19 protein-coding genes and 1 riboswitch are annotated in these 24,581 nt (G+C 75.0%); of the genes, 14 read left to right on the forward strand and 5 right to left on the reverse strand.

Annotated elements, in window-relative coordinates; all coding sequences use genetic code 11:
• Positions 1 to 17: 17 nt before the first annotated feature.
• From AWX74_RS16510 to AWX74_RS16530, 5 genes are all read left to right on the forward strand, one after another.
• Positions 18 to 455 (forward strand): TIGR03618 family F420-dependent PPOX class oxidoreductase, encoded by a 438-nt coding sequence (locus tag AWX74_RS16510; protein WP_207550353.1) that lies wholly within the window; start codon positions 18 to 20, stop codon positions 453 to 455.
• 124 nt (positions 456 to 579) lie between these two features.
• Positions 580 to 1,437 (forward strand): class I SAM-dependent methyltransferase, encoded by an 858-nt coding sequence (locus AWX74_RS16515; protein ID WP_242666268.1) that lies wholly within the window; start codon positions 580 to 582, stop codon positions 1,435 to 1,437.
• Positions 1,438 to 1,706: 269 nt separating this feature from the next.
• Positions 1,707 to 2,042 carry an STAS domain-containing protein gene (locus AWX74_RS16520; protein ID WP_091277590.1) on the forward strand — a complete coding sequence of 112 codons (336 nt, stop codon included), beginning with the start codon at positions 1,707 to 1,709 and terminating at the stop codon, positions 2,040 to 2,042.
• Positions 2,043 to 2,110: 68 nt separating this feature from the next.
• Positions 2,111 to 2,228: riboswitch (cobalamin riboswitch) on the forward strand.
• 143 nt (positions 2,229 to 2,371) lie between these two features.
• Complete coding sequence (cobM, locus tag AWX74_RS16525; protein WP_278184634.1) at positions 2,372 to 3,109, forward strand: precorrin-4 C(11)-methyltransferase; 738 nt, start codon at positions 2,372 to 2,374, stop codon at positions 3,107 to 3,109.
• On the forward strand, positions 3,097 to 4,008 hold the full coding sequence (locus AWX74_RS16530; RefSeq protein ID WP_091277594.1) for a precorrin-6A/cobalt-precorrin-6A reductase: 912 nt from the start codon (positions 3,097 to 3,099) through the stop codon (positions 4,006 to 4,008). The genes cobM and AWX74_RS16530 overlap by 13 nt, the downstream gene beginning before the upstream one ends.
• A gap of 153 nt (positions 4,009 to 4,161) precedes the next feature.
• Here AWX74_RS16530 and cbiE read toward each other — a convergent pair whose 3' ends face one another.
• Complete coding sequence (cbiE, locus tag AWX74_RS16535; protein WP_242666269.1) at positions 4,162 to 5,496, reverse strand: precorrin-6y C5,15-methyltransferase (decarboxylating) subunit CbiE; 1,335 nt, start codon at positions 5,494 to 5,496, stop codon at positions 4,162 to 4,164.
• Positions 5,497 to 5,862: 366 nt separating this feature from the next.
• Here cbiE and AWX74_RS16540 point away from each other — a divergent pair, with 366 nt between their 5' ends.
• The 8 genes from AWX74_RS16540 to cobJ are packed head-to-tail and all read left to right on the forward strand — an operon-like array spanning position 5,863 to position 19,487.
• Positions 5,863 to 8,142: a VWA domain-containing protein gene (locus AWX74_RS16540; RefSeq protein WP_091277599.1), complete on the forward strand. Its 2,280-nt coding sequence runs from the start codon at positions 5,863 to 5,865 to the stop codon at positions 8,140 to 8,142.
• Positions 8,142 to 8,756 carry a cob(I)yrinic acid a,c-diamide adenosyltransferase gene (cobO, locus tag AWX74_RS16545; RefSeq protein ID WP_091277600.1) on the forward strand — a complete coding sequence of 205 codons (615 nt, stop codon included), beginning with the start codon at positions 8,142 to 8,144 and terminating at the stop codon, positions 8,754 to 8,756. Before AWX74_RS16540 ends, cobO begins: the two co-directional genes overlap by 1 nt.
• Before the next feature lie 7 nt (positions 8,757 to 8,763).
• Entirely contained in the window at positions 8,764 to 10,230 is a 1,467-nt protein-coding gene (locus AWX74_RS16550) for a cobyrinic acid a,c-diamide synthase CobB (RefSeq protein WP_091277602.1), read from the forward strand.
• On the forward strand, positions 10,227 to 11,801 hold the full coding sequence (locus AWX74_RS16555) for a cobyric acid synthase (protein ID WP_091277604.1): 1,575 nt from the start codon (positions 10,227 to 10,229) through the stop codon (positions 11,799 to 11,801). Before AWX74_RS16550 ends, AWX74_RS16555 begins: the two co-directional genes overlap by 4 nt.
• The gene (gene cobN, locus AWX74_RS16560; protein ID WP_091277606.1) at positions 11,798 to 15,595 is read left to right on the forward strand and encodes a cobaltochelatase subunit CobN; all 3,798 of its coding nucleotides are present in this window, start codon (positions 11,798 to 11,800) and stop codon (positions 15,593 to 15,595) included. Before AWX74_RS16555 ends, cobN begins: the two co-directional genes overlap by 4 nt.
• Positions 15,596 to 16,966, forward strand: a complete 1,371-nt coding sequence (locus AWX74_RS16565; protein ID WP_091277608.1) for a nitrite reductase — start codon at positions 15,596 to 15,598, stop codon at positions 16,964 to 16,966. It begins immediately after the preceding gene.
• Positions 16,966 to 17,613, forward strand: a complete 648-nt coding sequence (locus tag AWX74_RS16570; RefSeq protein ID WP_165615661.1) for a precorrin-8X methylmutase — start codon at positions 16,966 to 16,968, stop codon at positions 17,611 to 17,613. Before AWX74_RS16565 ends, AWX74_RS16570 begins: the two co-directional genes overlap by 1 nt.
• Entirely contained in the window at positions 17,610 to 19,487 is a 1,878-nt protein-coding gene (gene cobJ, locus AWX74_RS16575) for a precorrin-3B C(17)-methyltransferase (RefSeq protein ID WP_278184632.1), read from the forward strand. Before AWX74_RS16570 ends, cobJ begins: the two co-directional genes overlap by 4 nt.
• Here the strand turns inward: cobJ and cobF are convergent.
• A complete protein-coding gene (cobF, locus tag AWX74_RS16580; RefSeq protein WP_091277612.1) occupies positions 19,453 to 20,214 on the reverse strand; it encodes a precorrin-6A synthase (deacetylating) in 762 nt (253 codons plus the stop codon). The genes cobJ and cobF overlap by 35 nt on opposite strands.
• A 310-nt stretch (positions 20,215 to 20,524) precedes the next feature.
• Here cobF and AWX74_RS16585 point away from each other — a divergent pair, with 310 nt between their 5' ends.
• Positions 20,525 to 21,238, forward strand: a complete 714-nt coding sequence (locus tag AWX74_RS16585; RefSeq protein WP_091277614.1) for an EthD domain-containing protein — start codon at positions 20,525 to 20,527, stop codon at positions 21,236 to 21,238.
• A gap of 81 nt (positions 21,239 to 21,319) precedes the next feature.
• Here AWX74_RS16585 and AWX74_RS16590 read toward each other — a convergent pair whose 3' ends face one another.
• From AWX74_RS16590 to AWX74_RS16600, 3 genes are read right to left on the reverse strand one after another with little or no spacing between them, the layout of a single operon-like run.
• Complete coding sequence (locus tag AWX74_RS16590; protein WP_091277616.1) at positions 21,320 to 22,201, reverse strand: ABC transporter ATP-binding protein; 882 nt, start codon at positions 22,199 to 22,201, stop codon at positions 21,320 to 21,322.
• Complete coding sequence (locus tag AWX74_RS16595) at positions 22,201 to 23,379, reverse strand: FecCD family ABC transporter permease (protein ID WP_242666270.1); 1,179 nt, start codon at positions 23,377 to 23,379, stop codon at positions 22,201 to 22,203. The genes AWX74_RS16590 and AWX74_RS16595 overlap by 1 nt, the downstream gene beginning before the upstream one ends.
• Complete coding sequence (locus AWX74_RS16600; protein ID WP_091277618.1) at positions 23,379 to 24,578, reverse strand: ABC transporter substrate-binding protein; 1,200 nt, start codon at positions 24,576 to 24,578, stop codon at positions 23,379 to 23,381. The genes AWX74_RS16595 and AWX74_RS16600 overlap by 1 nt, the downstream gene beginning before the upstream one ends.
• Positions 24,579 to 24,581 lie beyond the last annotated feature (3 nt).

Here is a 24,581-nt window from a genome sequence, read left to right on the forward strand (position 1 = left end):
GACGGGGAGGCATGGCTGTGGCGACGATGGACGACCTGGCGGAGCTGGGCCGGGAGGAGAGTGGGCTTGCGGTCGTCTCGACGTCGCGGGCCGACCAGAGCATTCAGTCGTCCGTGGTCAATGTCGGCGTCCTGCGGCATCCGCTGAGCACGACTCCGGTCGTCGGTTTCGTCACCTATGGCCGGATCAAGCTCGCGAACCTGCGTGCCAGGCCCGCGCTGACCGTCACGGTCAGGTCGGGCTGGCGATGGGTGTCCGCTGAGGGCGAGGCGCAGCTCATCGGCCCGGACGACCCGCATCCCGACATCGACGCCGAGCGGCTCCGGCTGCTGCTGCGGGAGGTCTTCGTCGCCGCGGGCGGCACGCACGACGACTGGGCCACGTATGACCGGGTGATGGCCGAGCAACGGCGAACCGCCGTTTTCCTGGCGCCCCGGCGGGTCTACAGCAACTAGCAACCTCCGCGGCGGGCGGTCTGGGAATGTGGGCGCGGTGTCCAGGCCGCCGGTCGGCCGCGCTCACGCCTGCCGTGGGACAACGCCTGCCGTGGGACAACGCCCACGCACTAACGTCGAGGGCGTGCAGAACGAGCAGATGCGGCTGACCTGGCGCGACAACGCCTCCGGCTGGGTCGCGAACGAGGCGCTCTTCGACGCCCTGTTCGCGCCGGTGACCGCGGCGATCAGCCGTGCGGCGACCATCCGGCCCGGGCAGCGGCTGCTGGACGTCGGCTGCGGCTCCGGCACGTTGCTCGCGGCGGGGGCCGGCGCGGGCGCGAGCGTGGTCGGTGTCGACATCTCGCCGGTCATGGTCGAGGCGGCCCGGCGCAGGGTTCCGGGCGCCACCGTCATCGTGGGGGACGCGCAGGTTCTCGACCTGGGCGGGGAGGCACCCGGCCCCCCGTTCGACCTGGTCGTCTCCCGCTTCGGTGTGATGTTCTTCGAGGATCCGACGGCGGCGTTCGCGAACATCCGCCGGGTTGTGGCGCCGGAGGGCCGGCTGGTCTTCGCCTGCTGGCGTGGCCGGGAGGAGAACACGATGTTCTCGCTCGGCTCCAGCGTGCTCGCCGGGCGGCTGGTCCCGCCGCCGGCGGATCCGGCGCCCGGCGAGCCCGGCCCGACCGCGTTCGCCGACGCCGACCGGCTGGCGGGCGTCCTGGGCGCGGCGGGCTGGTCCGACATCGCGATCAACGCGCTCGACTTCGAATGCGACTACGGGGCCGATGGCACCGACGGGGTCGAGGAACGGCTCGCGACCATCCTGAGCACCTCCACCGGCCGGTCGGCCAGGCAGCAGCTGCAGCCGGCCCTGGGCCCGCAGGGCTGGGCGGCGCTGCTCGACGAGGTGCGGGCGGAGCTGCGTCGGCATCTCGTGCGGGGAGCGGTCCGTTTCCCCGCCGCGACCTGGCTGGTCACCGCGACGAACCCGGCTGGCTGACAACGCCGGTCGGGTGACCGGCGCCGGCTCGTTCCGGGTGGCCGCGACGCGAAGGTGGGTCGGGTGAAGGCCGCGGACTCGAAGCGCTTGTGTTACGGACAGTAACTGACGGTGTTTGTGTCGGGTTGACTCAGGGGACTATTGCCCTGTGTGCCCGGACGAATTCTCCGGGTTGGGCGCTGGGGCGGGGTGGGCATGGGGCGCAGGGTGCTGCGCTTTCCGCGGCAGTCGTCCGGTGAAACACCTTCCGGAAGGAGCACCTGATACTCATGAAGATCGACCGTCGCGAGCAGAACGGTGTCACCATCCTCGACCTGGGCGGGAAGATCGTCCTAGGTATGGGAGCGGAGCAGCTCCGCTGGGCCGTCCGTGAGGAGATGGAGAACGGCACCCGCAATCTGCTGCTGAACTGCGCCAGCGTCACCACCATCGACAGCAGCGGCATCGGGGAGCTCGTCAGCTCCTACACGGCCACGCAGCATCGCGGCGGCCACCTCAAGCTGCTGAAGCCGACACCGAAGATTCAGGACCTGCTCCACATCACCCAGCTGATCACCATCTTCGAGATCTACGACGATGAGAAGGAGGCCGTCGGCAGCTTCTGAGCCCGGCCCGGGCGGCGGGAGACGTCGGTCGCCGGAGCGGGTGTTGACGCTCGATCCGGGACGGACCTACGGTGGGGCCTCGTGACGGCGTAAGGAAGCCGGTGGAAGTCCGGCACGGTCGCGCCACTGTGAGCCCGCGAAAGACCGCGGGTGAGTCAGATACTTCGCCGTCATGACGCCCATCCGTTCGCGGGGACGCACAATCCCCGAAGGAGGCTCCGGTGACCACCGTTCCGCTGCTTTCCTGAGCTCGCCGTGACATCTGTCTGGCCGGCCGTGGCACGGCCTTCCACGCCGTTCTAGGGAGCGACGCGATCACCGTTCATTTCATCGGCGCCGGCCCCGGTGCCGCGGACCTGCTCACCCTGCGCGGCCGGGACCTGATCGCGGCCTCCCCGGTCTGCCTCTACGCGGGCAGCCTGGTCGACCCGGCCGTGCTGGCGCACTGCCCGCCGGGTGCCCGGCTCGTCGACACCGCTCCACTGACCCTCGACGAGATCGTCGGCCACCTCGTCGAGGCCGACACCGCCGGCCAGGACGTCGCCCGGCTCTGCAGCGGTGACCCGTCGCTGTTCAGCGCGGTCGCCGAGCAGATGCGCCGACTGGAGGCAGCGGGCGTCCGCTACGACGTGTGCCCCGGGGTGCCCGCGTATGCGGCGGCGGCAGCGGAGCTGGGCCGGGAGCTGACCGTGCCGGGCGTGGCGCAGAGCGTCGTCCTGACCCGGACCAGCGAGAACGCCTCCGCGATGCCGGCTGCCGAGACGTTGGCGGCCCTGGGCGCCGCCCGGGCGACGATGGTCATCCACCTGTCCGTCCAGCGGATCGAGGCGGTCGTCGAGGAACTGCTGCCGGTCTACGGCGCCGCCACCCCGGTGGCGGTGGTGGCCTGGGCCTCACGCCCCGACCAGGTCGTCCTGCGCGGCCGGCTCGACACGATCGCCGCCGCCGTGCGCGCCGCCGGGATCGGCCGGGCGGCGGTCATCGTCGTCGGCGACGCGCTCGCCGCGGCGGGCTTCCGTGACAGCCACCTGTACTCGGCGGAACGGGACCGTGCGTGCGTGTCCTGATCCTCGGTGGCACCCGGGAGGCACGTGACCTCGCCGCCGCGCTCGTCGCCGAGCAGGGCATGGACGTCGTCTCGTCGCTCGCGGGCCGGGTACGCGATCCGGCGCTGCCCGCCGGCGAGACCGTGATCGGCGGTTTCGGCGGAGTCAGCGGCCTGCGTGCCTTCCTGCGGGACCGGGCGATCGACGTCGTCGTCGACGCCACGCATCCGTTCGCGGCGAGGATGTCCGCGCACGCCGTCGCCGCCTGCGCGGCCCCTTCGCCCGCGTTGGACGACGCGGGCAGCGCGCATTCAGGCAGCACGCACTCGGGCGGCACGCACTCGGGCGGCGTTTGGGCGGGCGGCGTGTGGGCGGGCGGCGCCGGTTCCGCGGTGCCGCTGCTCCGGCTGGCACGGCCCGGCTGGCAGGCCAGGCCCGGTGACGACTGGTATCGCGTCGGCGACCTGGCGGCGGCCGCCGACCGGGCCCGGGAGCTCTGCCCGCCGGGCGGCGCCGTGTTCGTCACCACCGGTCGCCGCGAGCTCGCGCCGTTCGCCGCGGACCCGGACCGCCACTATCTGATCAGGGCCGTGGACCCGCCGACGGACACGTTGCCATCGCGGCACACCGTGCTGCTCGACCGCGGTCCCTACACCGTCGAAGGGGAGACCCGGCTGCTACGAGAGCACGGCATCCGGGTGCTGGTCACGAAGGACAGCGGCGGCACGCTGACCGTCGCCAAGCTGGACGCGGCCCGGACGCTCGGCGTTCCGGTCGTCATGGTCGACCGCCCGGCGGGCGCCGGCCAGGTCCCGCCGACCTGGCCGGGCGTCGCCGGCATCCTGATCGCTCTGCGGGAGTTGGCCGCTGGCCCTACTGCCGAGTCGCCGCCAAGCAGCGCAAGTATTCGTCGTCAATAGGCACAAATGGGACGCAAGGCCATCTGGCAATACGCAAGAAGTGCGGATATCGGTCGTTTCAGCAACCGAAATCCTCACTTCTTGCGAGGGATCAGTGGCCATCAGTGGAAGCCCGAAGCTCGGGGTTCCGCGAGGGGTCTGGCGTGCCAGTGATCATCTGGAACCGCTTGGGGCGGTGTGGATCCACTGGGTGACCGGGAGGGCGGCGCGGAAGGCGGTGAACGAGCCGACCGGCTCGGCGTGGGAGATCGCGATCCGGCGCAGCCGGCCGCCGGCCCGCCGATGCCAGTCGACGAGAACGGCCTCCGTCTCGATCGTGACCGCGTTGACGACGAGGCGCCCGCCCGGAGGTAACGCCGCCAGGCAGGCGTCGATGACTCCGGGGATGCTCGCGCCGCCGCCGACGAACACGGCGTCCGGCGTCGGCAGACCGGCGAGCACGTCCGGTGCGCGGCCCGCGACGAGACGTAGCCGTCCGGCCCCGGCCCCGGTCCCGGCTCCAGCCCCGGCTCCAGCCCCGGCTCCAGCCCCGGCTCCAGCCCCGGTCCCGGTCCCGGCTCCAGCCCCGGCCGCGGGGTCGGCAGCGCCGGCGGGCGATGCGACGACGCCGGCGAGGCGTTCGGCGTTCGCCCGGACGTGGGCGGCGCGATCCGCCCGCGGCTCGATGGCGACGACCCGGCAGCGGCGGTCGGCACGCAGCCATTCGGTGGTGATGCCGCCGCTGCCGGCGCCGACGTCCCAGAGCAGCTCACCGGGCGCCGGGGCGAGCGCGGCCAGCGTGATCGCCCGTACCTCCTGCTTGGTGAGCACGCCGTCGGTGGCGAACGTCTCGTCGGGCAGGCCCGGCACCTGGCTGGCGCCGGCCCGACGCTCGCCGGGCGCGCAGCGGATCGCGACGATGGCGAGCCGGTCATGCCGTGGCAGGGCGGCCGGCCCGGCCTGGTGGACATGGACGCGTTCGTGCGGACCGCCGAGGCGTTCCAACACGGTGAGCTCGGCCGCGAGGTCACGTTCGGTGACCAGTCGGCGCACCCGGTCGGCTCCGTCCTCGTCGCCGGTGAGGACCAGCACCCGGGCGTCGGCCCGCAGCTCGGGGCCGATCGCGGCGTAGGGCCGGCCGAGGGTGCTGACGACGGTGACCCCCTCGACCGGCCAACCGAGCCGGGCGCAGGCCAGGGAGATCGACGACGGCGCGGGCAGCACCCTCACCCGGCTCGGGCCGAGCGCCCGGGTGAGGGTGCCGCCGACGCCGTAGTGCATCGGGTCGCCGCTGGCGAGCACGACGAGGCGGCGCCCGGCATGGGTGTCGGGCAGCGCCGCGGCCGCGGCGGCGAGGTCGCGGGGCCAGGCCTCGGTCGTGCGCACCCGGCCGGCGACGAGGGCGAGCTGGCGGGCACCGCCGAGAACGACATCCGCTCCGGCCAGGGCTTCGCGAGCCGCGTCGGCGAGGCCGTCCCAGCCGTCCTCGCCGATTCCGACGACGGTCACACCGAAGGCGCCGGCCCGGGCGGTCGTGTGTTCCGCTGCGGGCGGTTCGGGCGATGAGGGGCTGCCTGGCACGGGGTGATTGTGCCGGCGCCGGGGCCGGGGCGTCACCTGGATGGCGGCGGCCGGATCGCGGGTGTTGTTAGTCACTGTTCGCGGGGCGCCCTCCCATGGCACGATTCCTGCCAGGCGAAACGAGGGGAACTCCGGTGCGGCGCGCGGCGCCAAGGCCGGGGCGGTCCCGCCACTGTGAGCCGCGACCAGCTGGCGCGGTGAGCCAGAACACCTCGGCCGCCCGCCCGTGAACAGCAGTTCCTGGGCCCGTGCTAGCGGCAGGCGTGGATATCTGCCGGTGCGAGGTGGTGGCCCGTGCCCCCTTTTCCCTTCACCGCGATCGTCGGCGTGGACGATCTGCGCCTCGCGCTGATCCTCAACGCGGTCTCGCCCGAGGTGGGTGGCGTGCTCGTCCGTGGGGGGAAGGGCACGGCCAAGTCGACGGCGGTGCGTGCGCTCGCCGCGGTGCTCCCGCCGGTGGACGTGGTGGCCGACTGCCGGTTCTCCTGCGATCCGGGCAGTCCGGCCGAGGACTGCCCCGACGGCCCGCATCCCGCGAGCCCGGGGCAGCGGGTCCCTCCGGCGCGACGCCGGGCGACCCGGCTGTGTGAGCTTCCCGTCGGGGCGACCGAGGACCGCCTGGTCGGCTCGCTCGACCTCGGGCGGGCGCTGACCGCGGGTGTCGTCGCGTTCGAACCGGGGCTGCTCGCCGCCGCGCACCGCGGCGTGCTCTACGTCGACGAGGTCAACCTGCTGCACGACCATCTCGTCGACCTGCTGCTCGACGCGGCGGCGCTCGGTGTCGCCCATGTCGAGCGGGACGCGGTGTCGGTCCGGCACGCGGCCCGGTTCCTCCTGGTCGGGACGATGAACCCGGAGGAGGGCGAGCTGCGCCCGCAGCTGCTCGACCGGTTCGGCCTGACCGTGCAGGTCGCGGCCCCACGGGAGGCCGTGGCGCGGGCGGAGGTGGTCCGCCGCCGGCTGGCCTTCGACGCCGCCCCGGACGCGTTCGCGGCCGGCTACGCCGAGGCACAGCGGGCGCTGTCGGCGCGGATCGCCGCTGCCCGGGCGGCGTTGCCCGCCGTGCGGCTGCCCGATCGGGAACTGGTCCGGATCGCCGCCGTCTGCGCGGCGTTCGAGGTGGACGGGCTGCGCGCCGACCTGGTGACCGCCCGGGCCGCCGTGGCGCATGCGGCCTGGGAGGGACGCGCCGAGGTCACCGAGGCGGACGTCCGGATCGCGGCGGCGCTCGCGCTGCCGCACCGCCGCCGCCGCAACCCGTTCGACGAGCCCGGTCTCGACCCCGACCAGCTCGACGCCGCGCTGGACGCCGCCCGGGAGCAGACCGCCGAGGAGCCGGGCGGCGAGCACCGCGCCGACGACCCGGCCCATGACGCGAATCCGGATGCCGCCGGCGGCCCGTCCGGCCCTGCCCGCGAGCGGGATGAGTCGCCCCCCGGGCCGGACGGGTCTGACGGGTCTGATGGGCCGGATGGGCCGGACGGACCGGGTGGCGGTGCTTCCGCCGACGCGGCGGAGCACGACACACCAGTCGGCGACGACGCGTCCGACCGGCCAACCCACGACGCCCCGCCGGCCACCGCCGCGCCCGCCCCCGCGGGCGCGAGCAGGGGCGCGGCACCCTCCCGGGTGGTCGCCCCGGCGGAGACGTTCCGTGCCCGGCGGCTCGAGGTGCCCGGCGTCGGCCGGGGCGTCCCCGGCCGGCGGTCCCGCGCGGTCACCGGCACGGGCGCGGTCGTCGGCGCCGACGTGCCCGCCGGCCGGCCGCGGGACCTGCACGTCGTCGCGACGATGCTGGCCGCGGCGCCGCATCAGGCGGCCCGGGGGCGAGGCGGCCCCGGGCTGGTGCTGCGGGCGGCCGACCTGAGGCAGGCGCGCCGCGAGGGCCGGGAGGGAAACCTCGTCCTGTTCGTCGTCGACGCCTCCGGTTCGATGGCGGCACGGGCGCGGATGGGTGCGGTCAAGGCGGCGGTGCTCTCACTGCTCCTCGACGCCTACCAGCGCCGCGACAAGATCGGGTTGGTCACCTTCCGTGGGGAGGCCGCCGAGCTGGCGCTGCCACCCACGTCGTCGGTCGACGTCGCGGCGGCGCGGCTCGCGGACCTGCCGGCGGGTGGGCGCACCCCGCTCGCCGACGGCCTGCTGCTCGCGCACCGCACCCTCGCCCGAGAGCGCCTGCGCGACCCGAGCCGCCGGCCGCTGCTCGTCGTGCTGACCGACGGCCGGCACACCGCCGGGCCCGCGCCGGGTCCGGCGGCCGAACTGCTCGCCCGCGGCGGGGTCGCGGCGGTGGTCGTCGACTGTGAGACGGGCCGGGTCCGGCTCGGACTCGCGGGCACTCTCGCCGGCATGCTGGGCGCCCCGCTGCTCGGCCTCGCCGAGCTGGCTGCCCCCGGCTCCGCACCGGGCCTCGCTCCCGGGGGGGCGCCGGGGGCCACAACCCGGGCCACAGCCGGCTCCCGGGCTGCGAGAGCCGACGGGCGACGAGGCCACGGGGCCAGTCCAGGCCTGGACAGCGCCGCGGTCGGAGCCGGGCTCGCGGCCACCGTCCGTGCGCTGAGGGACGTCGCCTGATGGCGCCGCAGGGGCAGGTGACGAGCGTCCCCGACGACGGTCTGACGACGCGGCAGCGGCGCAACCGGCCGCTGGTGATCGTCCACACGGGTGAGATGAAGGGGAAGTCGACGGCCGCCTTCGGTCTGGCGCTGCGCGGCTGGAACCAGGGCTGGCCGATCGGCGTGTTCCAGTTCGTCAAGAGCGCCCGGTGGAAGGTGGGGGAGGAGAACGCGCTGCGGGCGCTCGGCGAGGTCCACGAGCGGACCGGTCAGGGCGCGCCGGTCGACTGGTTCAAGATGGGCTCCGGCTGGTCGTGGACCCAGCGCGGGCCGCTCGACGACCACGCGGCGGCCGCCGCCGAGGGCTGGGAGCGGATCAAGGCCGATCTGGCCGCGCAGACCTACGGGCTGCTGGTGCTCGACGAGTTCACCTACGTGATCGAGTGGGGCTGGGTCGACGTCGAGGACGTCGTGGCGACCCTCGCCGCGCGCCCCGGGTTCCAGCACGTCGTCATCACCGGCCGCCGCGCGCACCCGCGGCTGGTGGCCGCCGCGGACCTGGTCGTCGAGATGACCAAGGTGAAGCATCCGATGGACGCCGGGCAGAAGGGCCAGCGGGGGATCGAATGGTGAGCGGGCCATGAGAGTTCCGCGGATCGTGCTGGCCGCGCCAGCCAGTGGCGCCGGCAAGACGTCGATCGTCACCGGCCTGCTCGCCGCGCTGCGGGCGCGCGGGCTCGCCGTCTCGCCGCACAAGGTCGGCCCCGACTACATCGATCCGGGCTACCACGCGCTGGCCGCCGGCCGGCCGGGGCGCAACCTGGACCCCTGGCTCGTCGGCGAGGAACGGATCGGGCCGCTGTTCCTGCACGGCGCGCTCACCCCGCGACGAGCCGACATCGCCGTCATCGAGGGCGTCATGGGCCTGTTCGACGGGCACGCGACCCGTCCCGGGTTCGGTTCGACGGCGCACGTCGCCACGCTGCTCGCGGCGCCCGTCGTGCTGGTCGTCGACGCGCGGGCGGCCGGCCGGTCCGTCGCCGCGACCGTGCACGGGTTCCGCGCCTTCGACCCCCGGGTACGGATCGGCGGCGTCGTGCTCAACCAGGTCGGCTCCGCACGGCACGCCGAGATCCTGCGCGCGGCGATGGCCGAGATCGCCATGCCGGTGCTCGGCGTGGTCCGCCGGCGGGCGAGCCTGGCGACCCCGTCGCGTCATCTGGGCCTCGTACCGGCCGCCGAGCGAGCCGGGGCGGCCCGGGACGTCGTGACCGAGCTCGGTGCGGTCGCCGCCGCGGACCTCGACCTCGACGCGCTCCTCGCGCTCGCGGCGACGGCGCCCGACCTCCCCGCCGAGCCCTGGGATCCGCGGGCCGCCGTCGCCGGAGCTGGCGACAGCACTGGGGTTGGAGGCGCCGGCGCTGGCGCGATCGTCGGCGCTGCCGCGACCGCCGCCGGTCCGCGTCCGGTGGTCGCGGTCGCTGGTGGTCCGGCCTTCACGTTCGGCTACACCGAACTACCCGAGCTGCTGATTGCCGCCGGCGCCGATGTCGCCCCCTTCGATCCCACCGTGGACGAGGCGCTGCCGGGCGGGACGTCGGCGCTGGTCATCGGCGGCGGGTTCCCGCAGGTCCACGCCGGTGCGCTCACCGCGAACGCCGCCCTGCGAACCGCGGTGCGGGCGTTCGCGGCGACCGGCGCGCCGGTCGCCGCCGAGTGCGCCGGGCTCCTCTATCTCAGCAGTGCCCTCGACGGGGCGCCGATGTGCGGGGTGCTCGGCGAGGTGGCGGCGGCGATGACCCCCCGGCTCACCCTGGGCTACCGGGAGGCGGCCGCGGCCACCGACTCGGTGCTCGCCCCGCGGGGCACGGTCGTGCGCGGGCACGAGTTCCACCGCACGGCCACCATCCCACCGGCCGGTGGCGGCGCGGTACGGGACTCGGCCCCGGCCTGGCGCTGGCGCGACGCGGCGGGCGCCGAGATCGCGGAGGGCTTCGTCCGCGGCGGCGTCCACGCCTCCTACCTGCACACCCACTGGGCTGGGATGCCCGGCGCCGCGAGCCGGTTCGTCGCCGCCGCCCGCCAGGCGCGGGCGGTCGCGGCATGACCGGCGGCGCGGGGCAGGCGGGCAGGACGGGCGACGCGCTGCTGGTCGCCGGGACCACCTCGGACGCCGGCAAGTCGGTGCTGACCGCCGGCATCTGCCGGTTCCTCGCCCGCCAGGGCGTGCGGGTGGCGCCGTTCAAGGCCCAGAACATGTCGCTGAACTCGTGGGTGACCGCCGACGGCGCGGAGATCGGCCGCGCGCAGGTCATGCAGGCCGCCGCCGCCGGCATCGAACCGGAGGCGGCGATGAACCCGGTGCTGCTCAAGCCGGGCGCCGGGCACCGCAGCCAGGTCGTGCTACGCGGCCGGCCGGTAGCCGAGACCGGCGCGCTCGGCTACCGGGAGCTCAAGGGCCGGCTGCTTACCGAGGTGCTCGCCAGCCTGGCCGACCTGCGGTCCCGTTTTGACGTGGTGGTGTGCGAGGGCGCCGGCAGCCCGGCGGAGATCAACCTGCGGGCGAACGACATCGCGAACATGGGCCTGGCCCGGGCCGCCGGCCTGCCGACGATCATCGTCGGCGACATCGACCGCGGCGGAGTGTTCGCCGCGATGTACGGCACCCTCGCCCTGCTGGAGCCCGCGGACCAGGCGCTGGTCGCCGGGTTCGTCGTGAACAAGTTCCGCGGCGAGCGGGCGCTGCTCGAACCGGGGCTGGACATGCTGCGGGGGCTCACCGGCCGGCCCGTGCTCGGCGTGCTGCCCTGGCAGGACGGGCTCGACCTGGACGTGGAGGACTCGCTCGGCCTGCCCGCGCCCGGCGAGACCAGGGGAGACCCGGCCGGGCCGCTGCGGGTGGCGGCGGTGCGGCTGCCGTACCTGAGCAACTTCACCGATCTGGACGCACTCGCCGCCGAGCCCGGTGTCGCGGTGCGCTACGCCGACCGGCCCGAGGACCTCGACGCCGCCGACCTCGTGGTGCTGCCCGGGACCCGGTCGACGGTGGCCGACCTGGGCTGGCTGCGCCGGCGCGGGCTGCACGACGCGCTGGCCCGCCGGGCGGCGTCCGGGCGTCCGGTGCTCGGCGTCTGCGGTGGCTACCAGATGCTCGCCGAGACGATCGTCGACGAGGTGGAAAGCGGCGCGGGGGCGGTCGACGGCCTCGGGCTGCTGCCGGTCACGGTCCGGTTCGCCGCGGACAAGACCCTCGGCCGGCCCGTCGGCGTGGCCTACGGCCAGCCCGTGCGCGGCTACGAGATCCACCACGGGGTGGCGACGGTGCACGGCGGCGAGCCGTTCCTCGACGGGTGCCGGGCCGGCGCGGTCTGGGGCACCACCTGGCACGGCGCGTTCGAGAACGACGGCTTCCGCCGGGCGTTCCTCACCGACGTCGCCGCCCGGACCGGCTCGCCATGGCAGCCCCGCGGCGAGATCTCGTTCGCCGCTGTCCGGGAACGCCGCCTGGACGCCCTCGGCGATCTCGTCGCCGACCATCTCGACACCGGCGCGCTGCGGGCACTGCTCGCCGACGGTCCGCCGGCGGGCCTTCCGTTCGTCCCGCCCGGTGCGCCGCAGGCCGCCGGCTCCGCCGAACATCTGTCGTCGTCCCGGCCAACCCTGGGGAGCCGTCCGTGATCCTGTTGCTGTCGACGTCCGACACGGACCTGTCGTGCGCGCGTGCCAGCGGGGAGGACTACCGGCTGGCGAACCCGACCCGCCTCGACGACTCCGAGCTGCCGGCGCTGCTCGACGGCGCCGACCTGGTGGTGCTGCGCCTGCTCGGCGGCCGTCGGGCCTGGCCCGAGGGGCTCGACGCCGTCCTCGCCAGTGGCCTGCCGGTCGTGGTCCTCAGCGGCGAGCAGGTACCCGACGCGGAGCTGATGGAGCTGTCATCGGTGCCCGCGGGGGCCGCGGCGCAGGCACACGCCTACCTCGCCCATGGCGGCCAGCACAACCTGCGCCAGCTCGCCCGCTTCCTCTCCGACACGGTCCTGCTGACCGGCCACGGGTTCGACCCGCCGCTGCCGACCCCGCCGTGGGGCGTGCGGCCGCGGCCCGGTGATGCCGCCGAGCCCACCGCCGCCGAGCCCACCGCCGCCGAGCCGGCCGCCGAAGCCAGCACCGGGCGGCCGACCGTGGCGATCCTCTACTACCGGGCGCACGAGCTGGCCGGGAACACCGCCTTCGTGGACGCGCTCGCCGACGCCGTCGAGGCCGCGGGCGGGCGGGCGGTGCCGGTGTTCTGCGCCTCCCTGCGCGCCGCCGACCCGGGGCTGCTGGACGTGCTCGGCCAGGCGGACGTGCTGGTGACGACCGTGCTGGCGGCCGGCGGGGCGGCGTCCGGCGCGAACCCGGCCGAGGTCGGCGCGGGCGGGCGCGACGAGGACTGGGACATCGGGGCGCTGGCCGCGCTCGACGTGCCGATCCTGCAGGCGCTGGCCGTCACGTCGCCGCGGGCCCAGTGGGAGGGCAGCGACGACGGCCTGTCGCCGCTGGACACGGCGACCCAGGTGGCGATCCCCGAGTTCGACGGCCGGATCATCACGGTCCCGTTCTCCTTCAAGGAGATCGACGCCGACGGCCTGACCCACTACGTCCCGGACGCGGAGCGGGCGGCGCGGGTCGCCGGGCTCGCGGTGCGCCACGCGCGGCTGCGCCACATCCGGAACGCGCAGAAGCGGATCGCGCTGGTGCTGTCGGCCTACCCGACGAAACACGCCCGGATCGGCAACGCCGTCGGCCTGGACACCCCGGCCAGCGTGCTCGCGCTGCTGGGCGCGCTGCGCGACGCCGGCTACGACGTCGGCCCGGCCGACGGGCCCGGCGCGCTGCCCGGCCTCGCCGCCGGGGACGGGGACGCCCTCATCCACGGGCTGATCGCCGCCGGCGGGCAGGACGAGGACTGGCTGACCGCGGAGCAGCTCGCCGGCAACCCGGTCCGCGTGTCCGCCGCGACCTACCGGGCCTGGTTCGCCACGCTGCCCGCCGGCCTGCGCGCCGAGGTCGAGGAGAACTGGGGCCCGGCGCCCGGTGACCTGTTCGTCGACCGCTCGGCCGACCCGGACGGCGAGATCGTCCTCGCCACCCTGACCGCCGGCAACATCGTCATCCTCATCCAGCCACCGCGCGGGTTCGGCCAGAACCCCATCGCGATCTACCACGACCCGGGCCTGCCGCCGAGCCACCACTACCTGGCGGCCTACCACTGGCTGCGCAGCGGCCCCGGTGGCTCCGGTGACACCGCCGGGTCGGGTGGCGCCGCCGGCGCCGGGTTCGGCGCGCACGCCGTGGTCCACGTCGGCAAGCACGGCAACCTCGAGTGGCTGCCGGGCAAGGCCGCCGCGCTGTCCGCCGGCTGTGCGCCGGACGCAGCCCTCGGCGACCTGCCGCTGGTCTACCCGTTCCTCGTCAACGACCCCGGCGAGGGCACCCAGGCCAAGCGGCGGGCCCACGCGACGATCATCGACCATCTCGTCCCCCCGATGGCCCGCGCCGACAGCTACGGCGACATCGCCCGCCTCGAACGGCTGCTCGACGAGCACGCGCAGATCGCCGCGATGGACCCGGCGAAGCTCCCCGCGATCCGTGCCCAGATCTGGACGCTGATCGAGGCGGCGAAGCTCGACCACGACCTGGGCCTGGCCGACCGGCCGCACGACGCCGAGTTCGACGAGTTCCTCCTGCACGTCGACGGCTGGCTCTGCGAGATCAAGGACGCGCAGATCCGCGACGGCCTGCACGTCCTCGGCGCGGCGCCGACCGGCGAGGCCAGGGTCAACCTGGTGCTCTCGATGCTGCGCGCCCGCCAGCTGTGGGGCGGCGCCGCCGCCCTCCCCGGGCTGCGCCAGGCCCTCGGCCTTGGCACCGACGACGGGACGGCCCGGACCGACGCGGTGGAGGCGGTCGCCCGAGCGCTGGTCAGCGCCCTGGAAGAGCGTGCCTGGGACCCGGCGGCCGTGACCGAGGTCGTCGGCACGGTGCTCGACGCACCGGCCGAGTCGGCCCTGCTCGACGCACCGGCCGAGTCGGTCGCGCTGGCCGCGCTCGACGCGCCGGCGGCGGCCGGGGACGTCGACCGTGCCGCGGTGGTCGACGTGCTGACGTTCGCCGCCACCGAAATCGTGCCCAGGCTCGCCCGGACGACCGACGAGCTCGACCGGACGCTGCACGCGCTCGCCGGCGGCTACATCCCCGCCGGCCCGAGTGGCTCGCCGCTGCGTGGCCTGGTCAACGTCCTGCCGACCGGGCGCAACTTCTACGCCGTCGACCCGCGGGCCGTGCCCAGCCCGCTGGCCTGGGAGACCGGGCGGGCGATGGCCGACTCGCTGCTCGAACGCCACCTGGCCGACACCGGCGAGTATCCCCGCTCGGTCGGCCTGTCGGCCTGGGGGACCTCGGCGATGCGAACGTCCGGCGACGACATCGCCGAGATCCTCGCCCTGCTCGGCGTCGCCCCGCTGTGGGACGAGGCCTCGCGGCGGGTGCGCGGCCTGGAACCGATTCCGCTCGCCGAGCTCGGCCGCCCCCGCATCGACGTCACCGTGCGGATCTCCGGGTTCTTCCGCGACGCGTTCCCGCACGTCGTCGACCTGCTCGACGACGCCGTCCGGCTGGTGGCCGACCTGGACGAGGACCCGGAGCACAACTACGTGCGGGCCCACACCGACGCCGACCTGGCCGCCCACGGCGACCGGCGCCGGGCCACCACCAGGGTCTTCGGCTCGAAGCCGGGCGCCTACGGGGCCGGGCTGCTGCCGCTCGTCGACGCCGGCACCTGGCACGACGACGCCGACCTCGCCGAGGTCTACGCCGCCTGGGGCGGCTACGCCTACGGCCGCGGCCTCGACGGCCGCCCGGCCCGCGACGACCTGGAGGCGGCGTACCGGCGGATCAGCGTCGCGGTCAAGAACACCGACAGCCTCGAACACGACATCGCCGACTCCGACGACTACTTCCAGTACCACGGCGGGATGATCGCGGCGGTCCGGGCGCTGACCGGCCGCAGCCCGCGCGCCTACATCGGGGACTCCACCAGGCCCGACGACGTGCGCACCCGCACCCTCGGCGAGGAGATGGCCCGGGTCGTCCGCGCCCGGGTCGTCAACCCGCGCTGGATCGCCGCGATGCGCCGCCACGGCTACAAGGGCGCCTTCGAGCTCGCCGCCACGGTCGACTACCTGTTCGGCTACGACGCGACGGCCGGTGTGGTGGCCGACTGGATGTACGAGGCCGTGACCGCGGCCTACGTCCTGGACGACGAGAACCAGAAGTTCCTCGCCGACGCCAATCCCTGGGCGCTGCACGGCATCGCCGAACGGCTCCTGGAGGCCGTCGACCGCGGGCTGTGGTCCGAGCCGCAGCCGGCGACCCTGGACGCGCTGCGCGAGATCTACCTGCGCGCCGAGGGCGACCTCGAAGGACGGGCGTAGATGCCTGCGACGCGATCGGCGCCACCGGGCAGGGCCGACCGCTGCCCGGGCGCACTGGTTCTGCACGAGGCCGCGGACGGCGGCCTCGCCCGGATCCGCCTGCCCGGCGGCTTCGTCGACGGCGAGGTGCTGTTCGCGCTCACCGTGCTCGCCGGGTCGTTCGGCGAGCACGGCGCCGTCGAGCTGACCTCACGGGGCAACGTCCAACTGCGCGGCGTTCCCGCCGGCCGCCGGGCCGAGCTCGCGGAGCGGGTCGCCGAGCTGGGGCTGCTGCCCTCGGCCACCCACGAGCGGGTCCGCAACATCGTCGCCGCGCCCTTCGCCGGCCTGACCGGCCAGGACCCGGGCCTCGAGGAGCCGAGGCCCGAGGACCCGAGGCCCGAGGACCCGAGGCTCCAGGAGCTCGTGCGCGCGCTCGACCAGGCACTGTGCGCGGACCCGGAGCTCGCCGGCCTGTCTGGCCGGTTCCTGTTCGGCCTGGACGACGCGACCGGTGACATCGCGGCCCTCGCTCCGGACGCGTGGGCGGCCCCCACCGCCCGCGGACGCTGGTGGATCGGCCCGGCCGGGGTGGAGGTCGAGCGCGCCGCCGTGGTCCCGGAGCTGCTCGGGGCCGCGCGGGCGTTCCTGCGCACCGCCGCGGACGTCGTCGGCGCCGGCCATCCGGTCTGGCGGGTCCGGGACCTGCCCGACGGCGGCCGGGAGCTCGCCGCCGCGCTGCGGGCCGGCCGCCCGCAGGCCCCCCGGCCGACTCCTGGCCCCGCCCCTGCCCGGACAGTTCGACCCGGCGGAACCTCGCCCGGTGGCGCCTGGCCCGTCGGCGCCAGGCCCGCCGATGCCTGGCCTGGTGGGGCCTGGCACGGCGGTGTCTGGCAGCGCCCGGACGGCTTTCACGCCGCCGCGGTCCACGTGCCGCTCGGCCAGCTGACCCGTCCGCGGGCCGACGTCCTCGCGGCCGAGGCCGCGGCGACCGGTGAGGCGCTGCGTGTCACGCCGTGGCGGTCGGTCGTCCTGCCCCGCCTCAGCGGCGCCGGCCCGGACCGCTTCACCGTCGCCGCGGGGCGCGTCGGCCTCGTCACCGACCCCGGCTCGCCGTGGACGCGGGTCACCACCTGCGCCGGCCGCCCCGGCTGCGCGAGCGCGCTCGCGGACGTACGCTCCGACGCCGCCCGGGCGGTCGACGCGGGCCGACTCATCCCCCTCGGCGCCGCGGCGCCGCCCGGGCCGCCCACAGCTGCTGGACCGCGGGCGCACTGGAGTGGCTGCGCGCGTCGCTGTGGCCAGCCCGCCTCCCGGCACCTGGCCGTCGTCGCCGGCCCCGCCGGCTACCTCGTCCACGACACCGGCACCGAACCGAAGGAATGCCCGTGATGCCGACCGGCACTGATTCCCGGTACCACTACGAGCGCGACGGGGCGACCATCTACCGGCAGTCGTTCGCCACCATCCGCGCCGAGGCCGACCTCGCACACCTGGCGGCCGACCTGGAGCACGTCGTCGTCCGCATGATCCACGCCTGTGGCATGGTCGACCTGCCCGCCGACGTCGAGGCCAGCCCGGATGTCGTCGGTGCGGCCCGGGCGGCACTGCGCGCCGGCGCGCCGGTGCTGTGCGACGCGCAGATGGTCGCCAGCGGCATCACCCGCCGGCGGCTTCCCGCCGGCAACGAGATCGTCTGCGCGCTCGGTGACGAACGGGTCCCGGACCTGGCCGCCCGGCTCGGGACCACCCGTTCCGCCGCCGCGCTCGAGCTGTGGCGCGACCGGCTCGCCGGCGCCGTCGTCGCCGTGGGGAACGCCCCGACCGCGCTGTTCCACCTGCTCGAGATGATCGGCGCCGGCGCGCCCCGGCCGGCGGCCGTCCTGGGCCTGCCGGTCGGTTTCGTCGGCGCCGCCGAGTCCAAGCAGGCGCTCGCGGACAACCCGTTCGGCCTCGCCTACCTCGTCGTCCACGGTCGCCGCGGCGGCAGCGCGATGACGGTGGCCGCCGTCAACGCGATCGCCTCGGAGGAACTGTGAATCCCGCACCCGGCGACTCCGCGACCACCGGCCCCGCGACGGCCAGCCCCGCGACGGCCAGCCCCGCCGTGCCCGCCGGCACCCTCTACGGTGTCGGCGTGGGCCCGGGAGACCCGGAGCTTGTCACGGTCAAAGCCGCCCGCCTGATCGGCCAGGCGCAGGTCGTGGCGTATCACGCGGCCCGGCCCGGCCGGTCGCTGGCCCGCGCGAGCGCGGCCCCCTACCTGCCGGCCGACGTCGTCGAGGAGGAGCTCGTCTACCCGGTCACCCGCGGGGGCACCGTCCATCCCGGTGGCTACCAGGGCGCGATCGACGAGTTCTACGAGCAGTCCGCCGCCCGGCTCGCCCGGCACCTGGCCGCGGGCCGGGACGTCGTGCTGCTCGCCGAGGGCGACCCGACGCTCTACAGCTCCTTCACCCACATGCAGCGCCGGCTCACCCCGCGGTTCGGGTGCGTGGTCGTCCCCGGGGTGACGTCCGTGTCCGCCACCGCCGCCGCCGCGGGCGTCGCGCTCGCCACCGGCGACGAGACCCTCACCGTCGTGCCCGCGACGATGCCCGCCGACCGGCTGCGTGACCTGGCCGCCGCCGGGGACGGCCTCGCCCTGATGAAGGTCCGAGCCGACCTCGACGGCGTGCGCCGGAGCCTCACCGAGGCCGGTCGGCTCGACGGCGCGCTGCTCGTCAGCCGCGCCAGCCGGGACGGCGAGCGCGTCATGGCGCTGCGTGACCTGGCGGCAGTCGAGGACGTCCCGTACATGTCGATGGTTCTCGTACCGGCGAACCGGGCCGACCAGCCGTGCCGCAGTGCCGAGGCCGCGCAGGCCAGGCCGAGCGCTGCCGGCAACGAGCAGAGCGCCACCTGCGCCGTGGCGAGCGCTGCCGGTGCCGGTGCCGGTGCCGAGCCGACACTCGTCACGGTCGCCGCGCCCGGCGGTGTCACTGTGGCCGAGCCCGGTGGTGTCACCGTCGCCGAGCCCGGCGGTGTCACCGTTGTCGGGCTCGGCCCCGCCGGCGCGGACTGGCTCACCCCCGAGACGGCCCGTGCCCTGGCGGAGGCCGACGACCTCGTCGGCTACCAGACCTACCTGCGGCGCGTCGCCGTCCGGCCGGGCCAGCGCCGCCACCCTAGCGACAACCGGGTCGAGGCGGAACGCGCGGTCTTCGCCCTCGACCTCGCGCGGCGCGGGGCGCGCGTCGTGGTCGTCTCCTCCGGCGACCCGGGGGTGTTCGCCATGGCGTCGGCCGTTCTGGAGGCCCGGGCCGACGGCTACCGGGACGTTCCCGTCCGCGTGCTGCCCGGCGTGACGGCGGCGAACGCCGTCGCCGCCCGGGCCGGCGCGCCGCTCGGCCACGACTACTGCGTGCTGTCCCTGTCCGACCAGCTCAAGCCCTGGCCGCTGGTGCTGCGCCGGCTGCGTGCCGCCGCCACGGCCGACCTGGTGCTCGCGCTCTACAATCCCGGGTCGCAGACCCGCCGGGCGCACATCGACGAGGTCCGCGCCACCCTGGCGCAGTGCCGGGACGCCGATACTCCCGTCGTCGTCGGCCGAGCGGTCGGGGACGCCGGCGAGAGCGTCGAGGTGATCCGGCTCGCGGATCTGAGCGCCGACCACGTCGACATGCGCACCCTGCTCATCATCGGCTCGTCGCGGACCCGCCGGGACGCCGACACCGGCCTGGTCTTCACCCCACGCCACCACGACGGCCACCTGCCGGCACCCGCTCCAGCCCCGGCTCCAGCCCCGGAGCCCGCTCCAGCGGCAGCTACGGCAACTGTCGCAGAGCCCGCTTCGGCGGCAGAGCCCGCTCCGGCCGCAGCCCCGGGGCCGGCCCCGGTCAAGGCCGTCGTCGGAGCAGATAGACGTCCATGATCCAGCCCTTGCGGGCCCGCGCGGCCTGCTTCACCGCCACGATCTCCTCGCCGACCTCGGCGAGCGGGCCGGCGATCGCGATCTCGTCGGGCCCACCCAGGTAGGCACCCCAGTAGATGTCCCACCGGTCGGCGTCGGGGATGTCCCGCCAGGCCGCCGCGCCGTCGAGCAGCACGACGATCGAGTCCTGGCCCGCCACCTCGGCGGTGAGCCGCCGGCCGGTGGTGAGGTGGACCGCCCCGCCGATGCTGTTCAGCGCGATCCGGTGCCGGGCGGCCAGCGCCTGCACACTGGAGATGCCGGGGATCACCGTCACGTCGACGTCCACCAGCCCTCGCGAGCGGACGTCGTCGAGGATCCGCAGCGAGCTATCGTAGAGCGCCGGGTCGCCCCACACCAGGAACGCGCCCCGGTCGCCGTCGGCGAGCTCCGCCAGCAGCGCCCGCGCCCACACGTCGGCGCGGGCGGCATGCCAGCGGCGCACCTCCGCCGCGTAGTCGGCGGGCGCCCGGTCGCGTTCCGGCTCGACCAGCTCGACGAGACGCAGGCCGGGCCGGGCGTACCGGGCGCAGATCTCGCCCCGCAGCGCGTTGAGGTCGGCCTTCGTGGCACCCTTGTCGACCGTGAACAGGACGTCCGCACCGGCCAGCGCTCGACCGGCCTCGTAGGTGAGTGACTCCGGGTCGCCGACGCCCATCCCGATCAGCAGCACCGACCGCCGGGGCACCGCGGCCGGGACATCGGGAGCGCGCCCACCTGGGCCAGAACCAATCGACACCCGGCGACGATAGCGCCGTGGCCGCACCCGGCGGTAGCAGCCGTAGCCGCACCCGCGGCGGCTCGAAGAGTGAAGGATTCTGGTCGTCCCGACGACCAGAATCCTTCACTCCTGCGGATGGTCAGGTGACGCTGTGGCGGCTCGGGCGGCTGGTTCGCGGTTTCGCCGGACGTCCCGCCACCGCCTGGCTGAAGATACCGGCGACGGGTAGGCGCGACCATGCGGGAAGACCGACCATGTGGGAAGACAGGGAGAACACGTGATCAAACGGATCCTGTTGGTCACCCGGGCGTGCGCTCCGGAGCGGTTCGCCGCCGCCTGGCGCGCGGCGGTCGGCGCCGCGGCGACAGCCCCGCCGCCCGCACGGCCGCTGCGCCTGGCCGCAGGCACCGTGCTGGCCGAGGTCAGCCCCGAGGCACCGCATGACGGAATCGGGCTGCAGTGGTTCACCGACGAGGAGCACCTTAGGCGGTTCGAGGCCTGGTCGTCCTCGCCCGAGGGCACGGCCGCGCACGATCTGTTGGGCGAGGCGGTGGAGCTGGAGTCCGCCGGCGTCGTGGTGGCACACGAGCATGTGATGCGCGGCGACGAATGGCTCCGGCACCAGCTCCGCGACGGTGCCACGGGTCTCAAGCAGATGGCGCTCGCCCGCCGCGCCGCGGACCTGACCCTGGCGCAGTTCTTCGACCGGTGGCGCAGCCGTGCCGGCAGTGTCGGCACGGTGCCGATTCCGGCCGAGGTCCGCGGGCTCGCCTACATCCAGAACCATCCCCTGCTGCCCGCGGCAGCCGGCACCGGCGCCGGCGCCGAGGCCGAGGCGGACTGGGCCTACGACGCTGTGAACGAGGTCTACTTCGACGACCTCGACGGCATCCGCCGGCGGATGGCCTGGTTCGCCGAGAACCTCGACCGCAACGAGGACGACCTCGTCCGGGAATCGTGCTTCGTCGCGGTGCGCGAGGAGATTCTCTGACGGCATCTGCGGCGGGCGTGGCACCTGGCGGCCCACGGTGGGCGCGGCTTCCCGCGGCTTCTGCGGCCACCGTGGGCACGCTCAGCGCGTCGCCTCGTCCCACCGCGCCGCGTCGCCGTGGAGCTCGAAGGTCCGGGTGGTGGGGTCGAAACGCAGGTCGTCGCCGTCGAAGGTGGTGTTGACCGCGCCGGAGCCGATGACCTCCTGTGGGCTGCCGGTGTGCAGGTTTCCCGCCCGGTCGAGGAGCCAGACCTGGTCGGCGACCCGCAGCGACAGTTCCAGGTCGTGGGTGGAGACGACGACGGCGAGGTCGCGTTCGCGGGCGAGGCGGCGCATCAGCGCGGTGACGGTGACCCGGCTCGGCGCGTCGAGGAACGCCGTCGGCTCGTCGAGCAGGATCAGTGACGGTTCCTGCGCGAGTGCGCGGGCGATCATCACCCGTTGGCGTTCGCCGTCGGAGAGCTCGTCGGCGTCGCGGGTGGCGAGCTGGGACGCGCCGACGGCGGCCAGGGCCCAGTCGACGACGGCCCGGTCGGTGTCGTCGAGCCGGCCGGTGGGGCCGGTGTGTGGGTGGCGGCCGAGACCGACCAGGTCGGCAGCGGTGAGCAGGCCGACCTGGACGCGGTCGGTGAGCACGGTGCTGACCTTCCGGGCCCGTTCGGCTCCGCTGAGCCGGTTGAGGTCCGATCCGTCCAGCAGGGCCCGCCCGGCCAGTGCCGGCTGCAGGCCGGCGAGGGTGCGCAGCAGGGTGGACTTGCCGATGCCGTTCGGGCCGAGCAGCACGGTGAGCTGCCCGCGGGGGGCGGTGGCGGTCAGGCCGTCGAGGACCCGGTGGCGCGCCCGGCGGCGGCGGTAGCCGACCGCGAGCCCGTCCAGGCACAGCCCGGGCGTTCCTGCCCCCGGCGTCCCGGGTGTCTCGGATGGGCTGGGCGGCCCGGGTGGCACCGGAGCGGTGGCGGGCATCAGGCGGCCCCGGCCGCGGCGGCGCGGGCCCGCAGCAGAACCGCGATCACGATCGGAGCACCGAGCAGCGAGGTGACGACGTTGATCGGTAGCACCTGGTCGGTACCGGGCAGCTGCGCGGCGATCGAGCAGGCCAACGCGACCAGCGCGCCGGTCAGCAGCGTTCCCGGGACGAGCAGCCGGTGGTCGGCGCTGCCGAGCAGGCGGCGGGCGATGTGCGGCACGGCGATGCCGAGGAAGGCGACCGGCCCGCAGAACGCGGTCACCGATCCGGCGAGCACCGACGCGCCGACGAGGGTGACCACGCGGACCCGGCGCAGCCGCAGGCCGAGGGTGCGGGCGTAGTTCTCGCCGAGCAGCAGCGCGTTGAGCGGTTTGACGGTCAGCAGTGCGACGCCGAGCCCGACACCCACGATGGGCGTGAAGACGGCGAGGTCGCTGTTGGACGTCCCGGAGAAGCTGCCCAGCGACCAGATCCAGTACTGGACGGCCCGCTCCGGCGCCGTCCAGGTGAGCAGCAGGCTGACCAGTGAGCTGACGGCGCTGTTCAGGATGACGCCGATGACGAGCAGGGTGACGACGGAGCGCACCCACTGGGCGAGCACGAGCACGGCACCGAGGACGGCGGCGGCACCGACCGCCGCGGCGACGACCACCCCGAACCGGCCGCTGCCGGCGACACCGGCGGTGAACACTCCGGCGGAGCCGCCGACCCCGGCGACGACGGCGGCGACCCCGAAGCTGGCCCCGGAGCTGACGCCGAGGGAGTACGGGTCGGCGAGGGGGTTGCGGAACAGGGTCTGCATCTGCAGTCCGGCCACGCCGAGTGCTGCCCCGGCGAGTGCGGCGGTGAGCGCGCGCGGCAGGCGGATCTCGCGGATGACGACTGTCCACCGGGGGTCGTGCGGTTCGTTCCCGACGAGGACCCGCAGGGTTTCGTCGAGCGGGATGGAGACCGAGCCGACCGCCAGGGCGAGCAGGAACATCGCGACCAGACCGGCGACGAGCCCGCCGAGAACGACCGCGGCGCGGGCCCGACGCCGGCCCGCGACGCTCTGGCTACCAGCGGTGGCCCTGCTTGTGGATGTCACCGAGGTCGCTGGTGGTGTGGTGGCCGCGCCGGGAGACGCCACCGGGTTGCTGGACGCCTCCGCGGCCGATCTGAACAGCGCCGTCACTACTTGAGCTGCTGGTAGAAGGCGAACGTGTGGTTCGGGAAGGCGTCCGGGTGCAGGATGGCGGCGAGGTCACCGAGGACGAGGTCGGGCCGGGCCACGCCGCGTTCCCGGTAGTCGTTGCCGCCGTCGGCGTTGGTGACGAGGTTGTTGTCCCACACCTGGCCGTCGCGGACGGCCGTGAGCTGGCCGTAGCGGGCGTCCTCGCCGGTGATGTCGCCGAGGGACTTCCACTCGCCGTCGGCGAGCCAGATCTTCGCACTGCCGGCCTTGGTGAAAACGGTCTCGAAGTCGAGCTCGAGGCTGCCGGCGTCCGTCGAGTCGGCCCAGGGGTAGCTGGCGCCGGCGTCGGCGAGCAGCTTGGCGACGTAGCTGCCGCCGGAGGGCATGTACCAGGTGCCCTGGTACATGCTGCCGACCAGCACCGGCACCGCCTTCTCGTCAGGGACCTTGGCGGCGATCGCGTCGTAGTCGGCCTCGATCTTGTCGAAGGCCTTCGTGGCCTTGTCCTCGTCGCCGGTGAACGCCGCCATGAACTTCACCCATTCGGCGCGCCCCAGCGGGTCGCCCTCGAGCCATTCGGCGTTGGCGACGACGGGAACGCCGGCGTCGCGCAGCTTCTGGAACTCGGGGACGTCGTACCCGTCGGTCATCAGCACGTCCGGCGCCCCGGTGACGACCCGCTCGGTGTCGATCTGGCCGTTGGTGGCGTACTCGACGACCTTGCCCGCGTCGACGAGGCCGCGCACCTCCTTGTTGATCACGTAGGTGCCGGTCGCCACCCCGGTGAGGACGTCGAGGCGGCCCAGGTCGGCCAGCAGCGGCAGGTGGGTCGTCGAGCCGGAGTAGAGGCTGGTGATCGGCGTCTCGACGCGCGGTGCGTCGGCGAGGTCACCGGTGAGCTCCGGTTTCGGGGTGCCGCAGCGGTACAGGACGTACGACTCGGGCTTGCCGTCCGGGTACGGCTCCTTCACCGTGACGACCTGGTAGGCCTTCTCGTAGGTGATGGTGAAGTTCTTCGCGTACTCCAGCGTCGAATGCACCGGGAAGTAGTCGGTGTTCTCGTCGAACGAGCTGACGCAGCCGCGGGTGTCCGTGCCCGCGCCGGCGGCGGCCGGCGACGGATCGTCGCCGCCGCAGCCCGCCAGCAGCGCGGGGATGAGAAGGAGGGTGGCGCTCAGGGCCACCAGACGTGCGCGCATGCG

The sequence above is a fragment of the Parafrankia irregularis genome (assembly GCF_001536285.1).
In the GTDB taxonomy this organism is placed as follows: Bacteria; Actinomycetota; Actinomycetes; order Frankiales; family Frankiaceae; genus Parafrankia; species Parafrankia irregularis.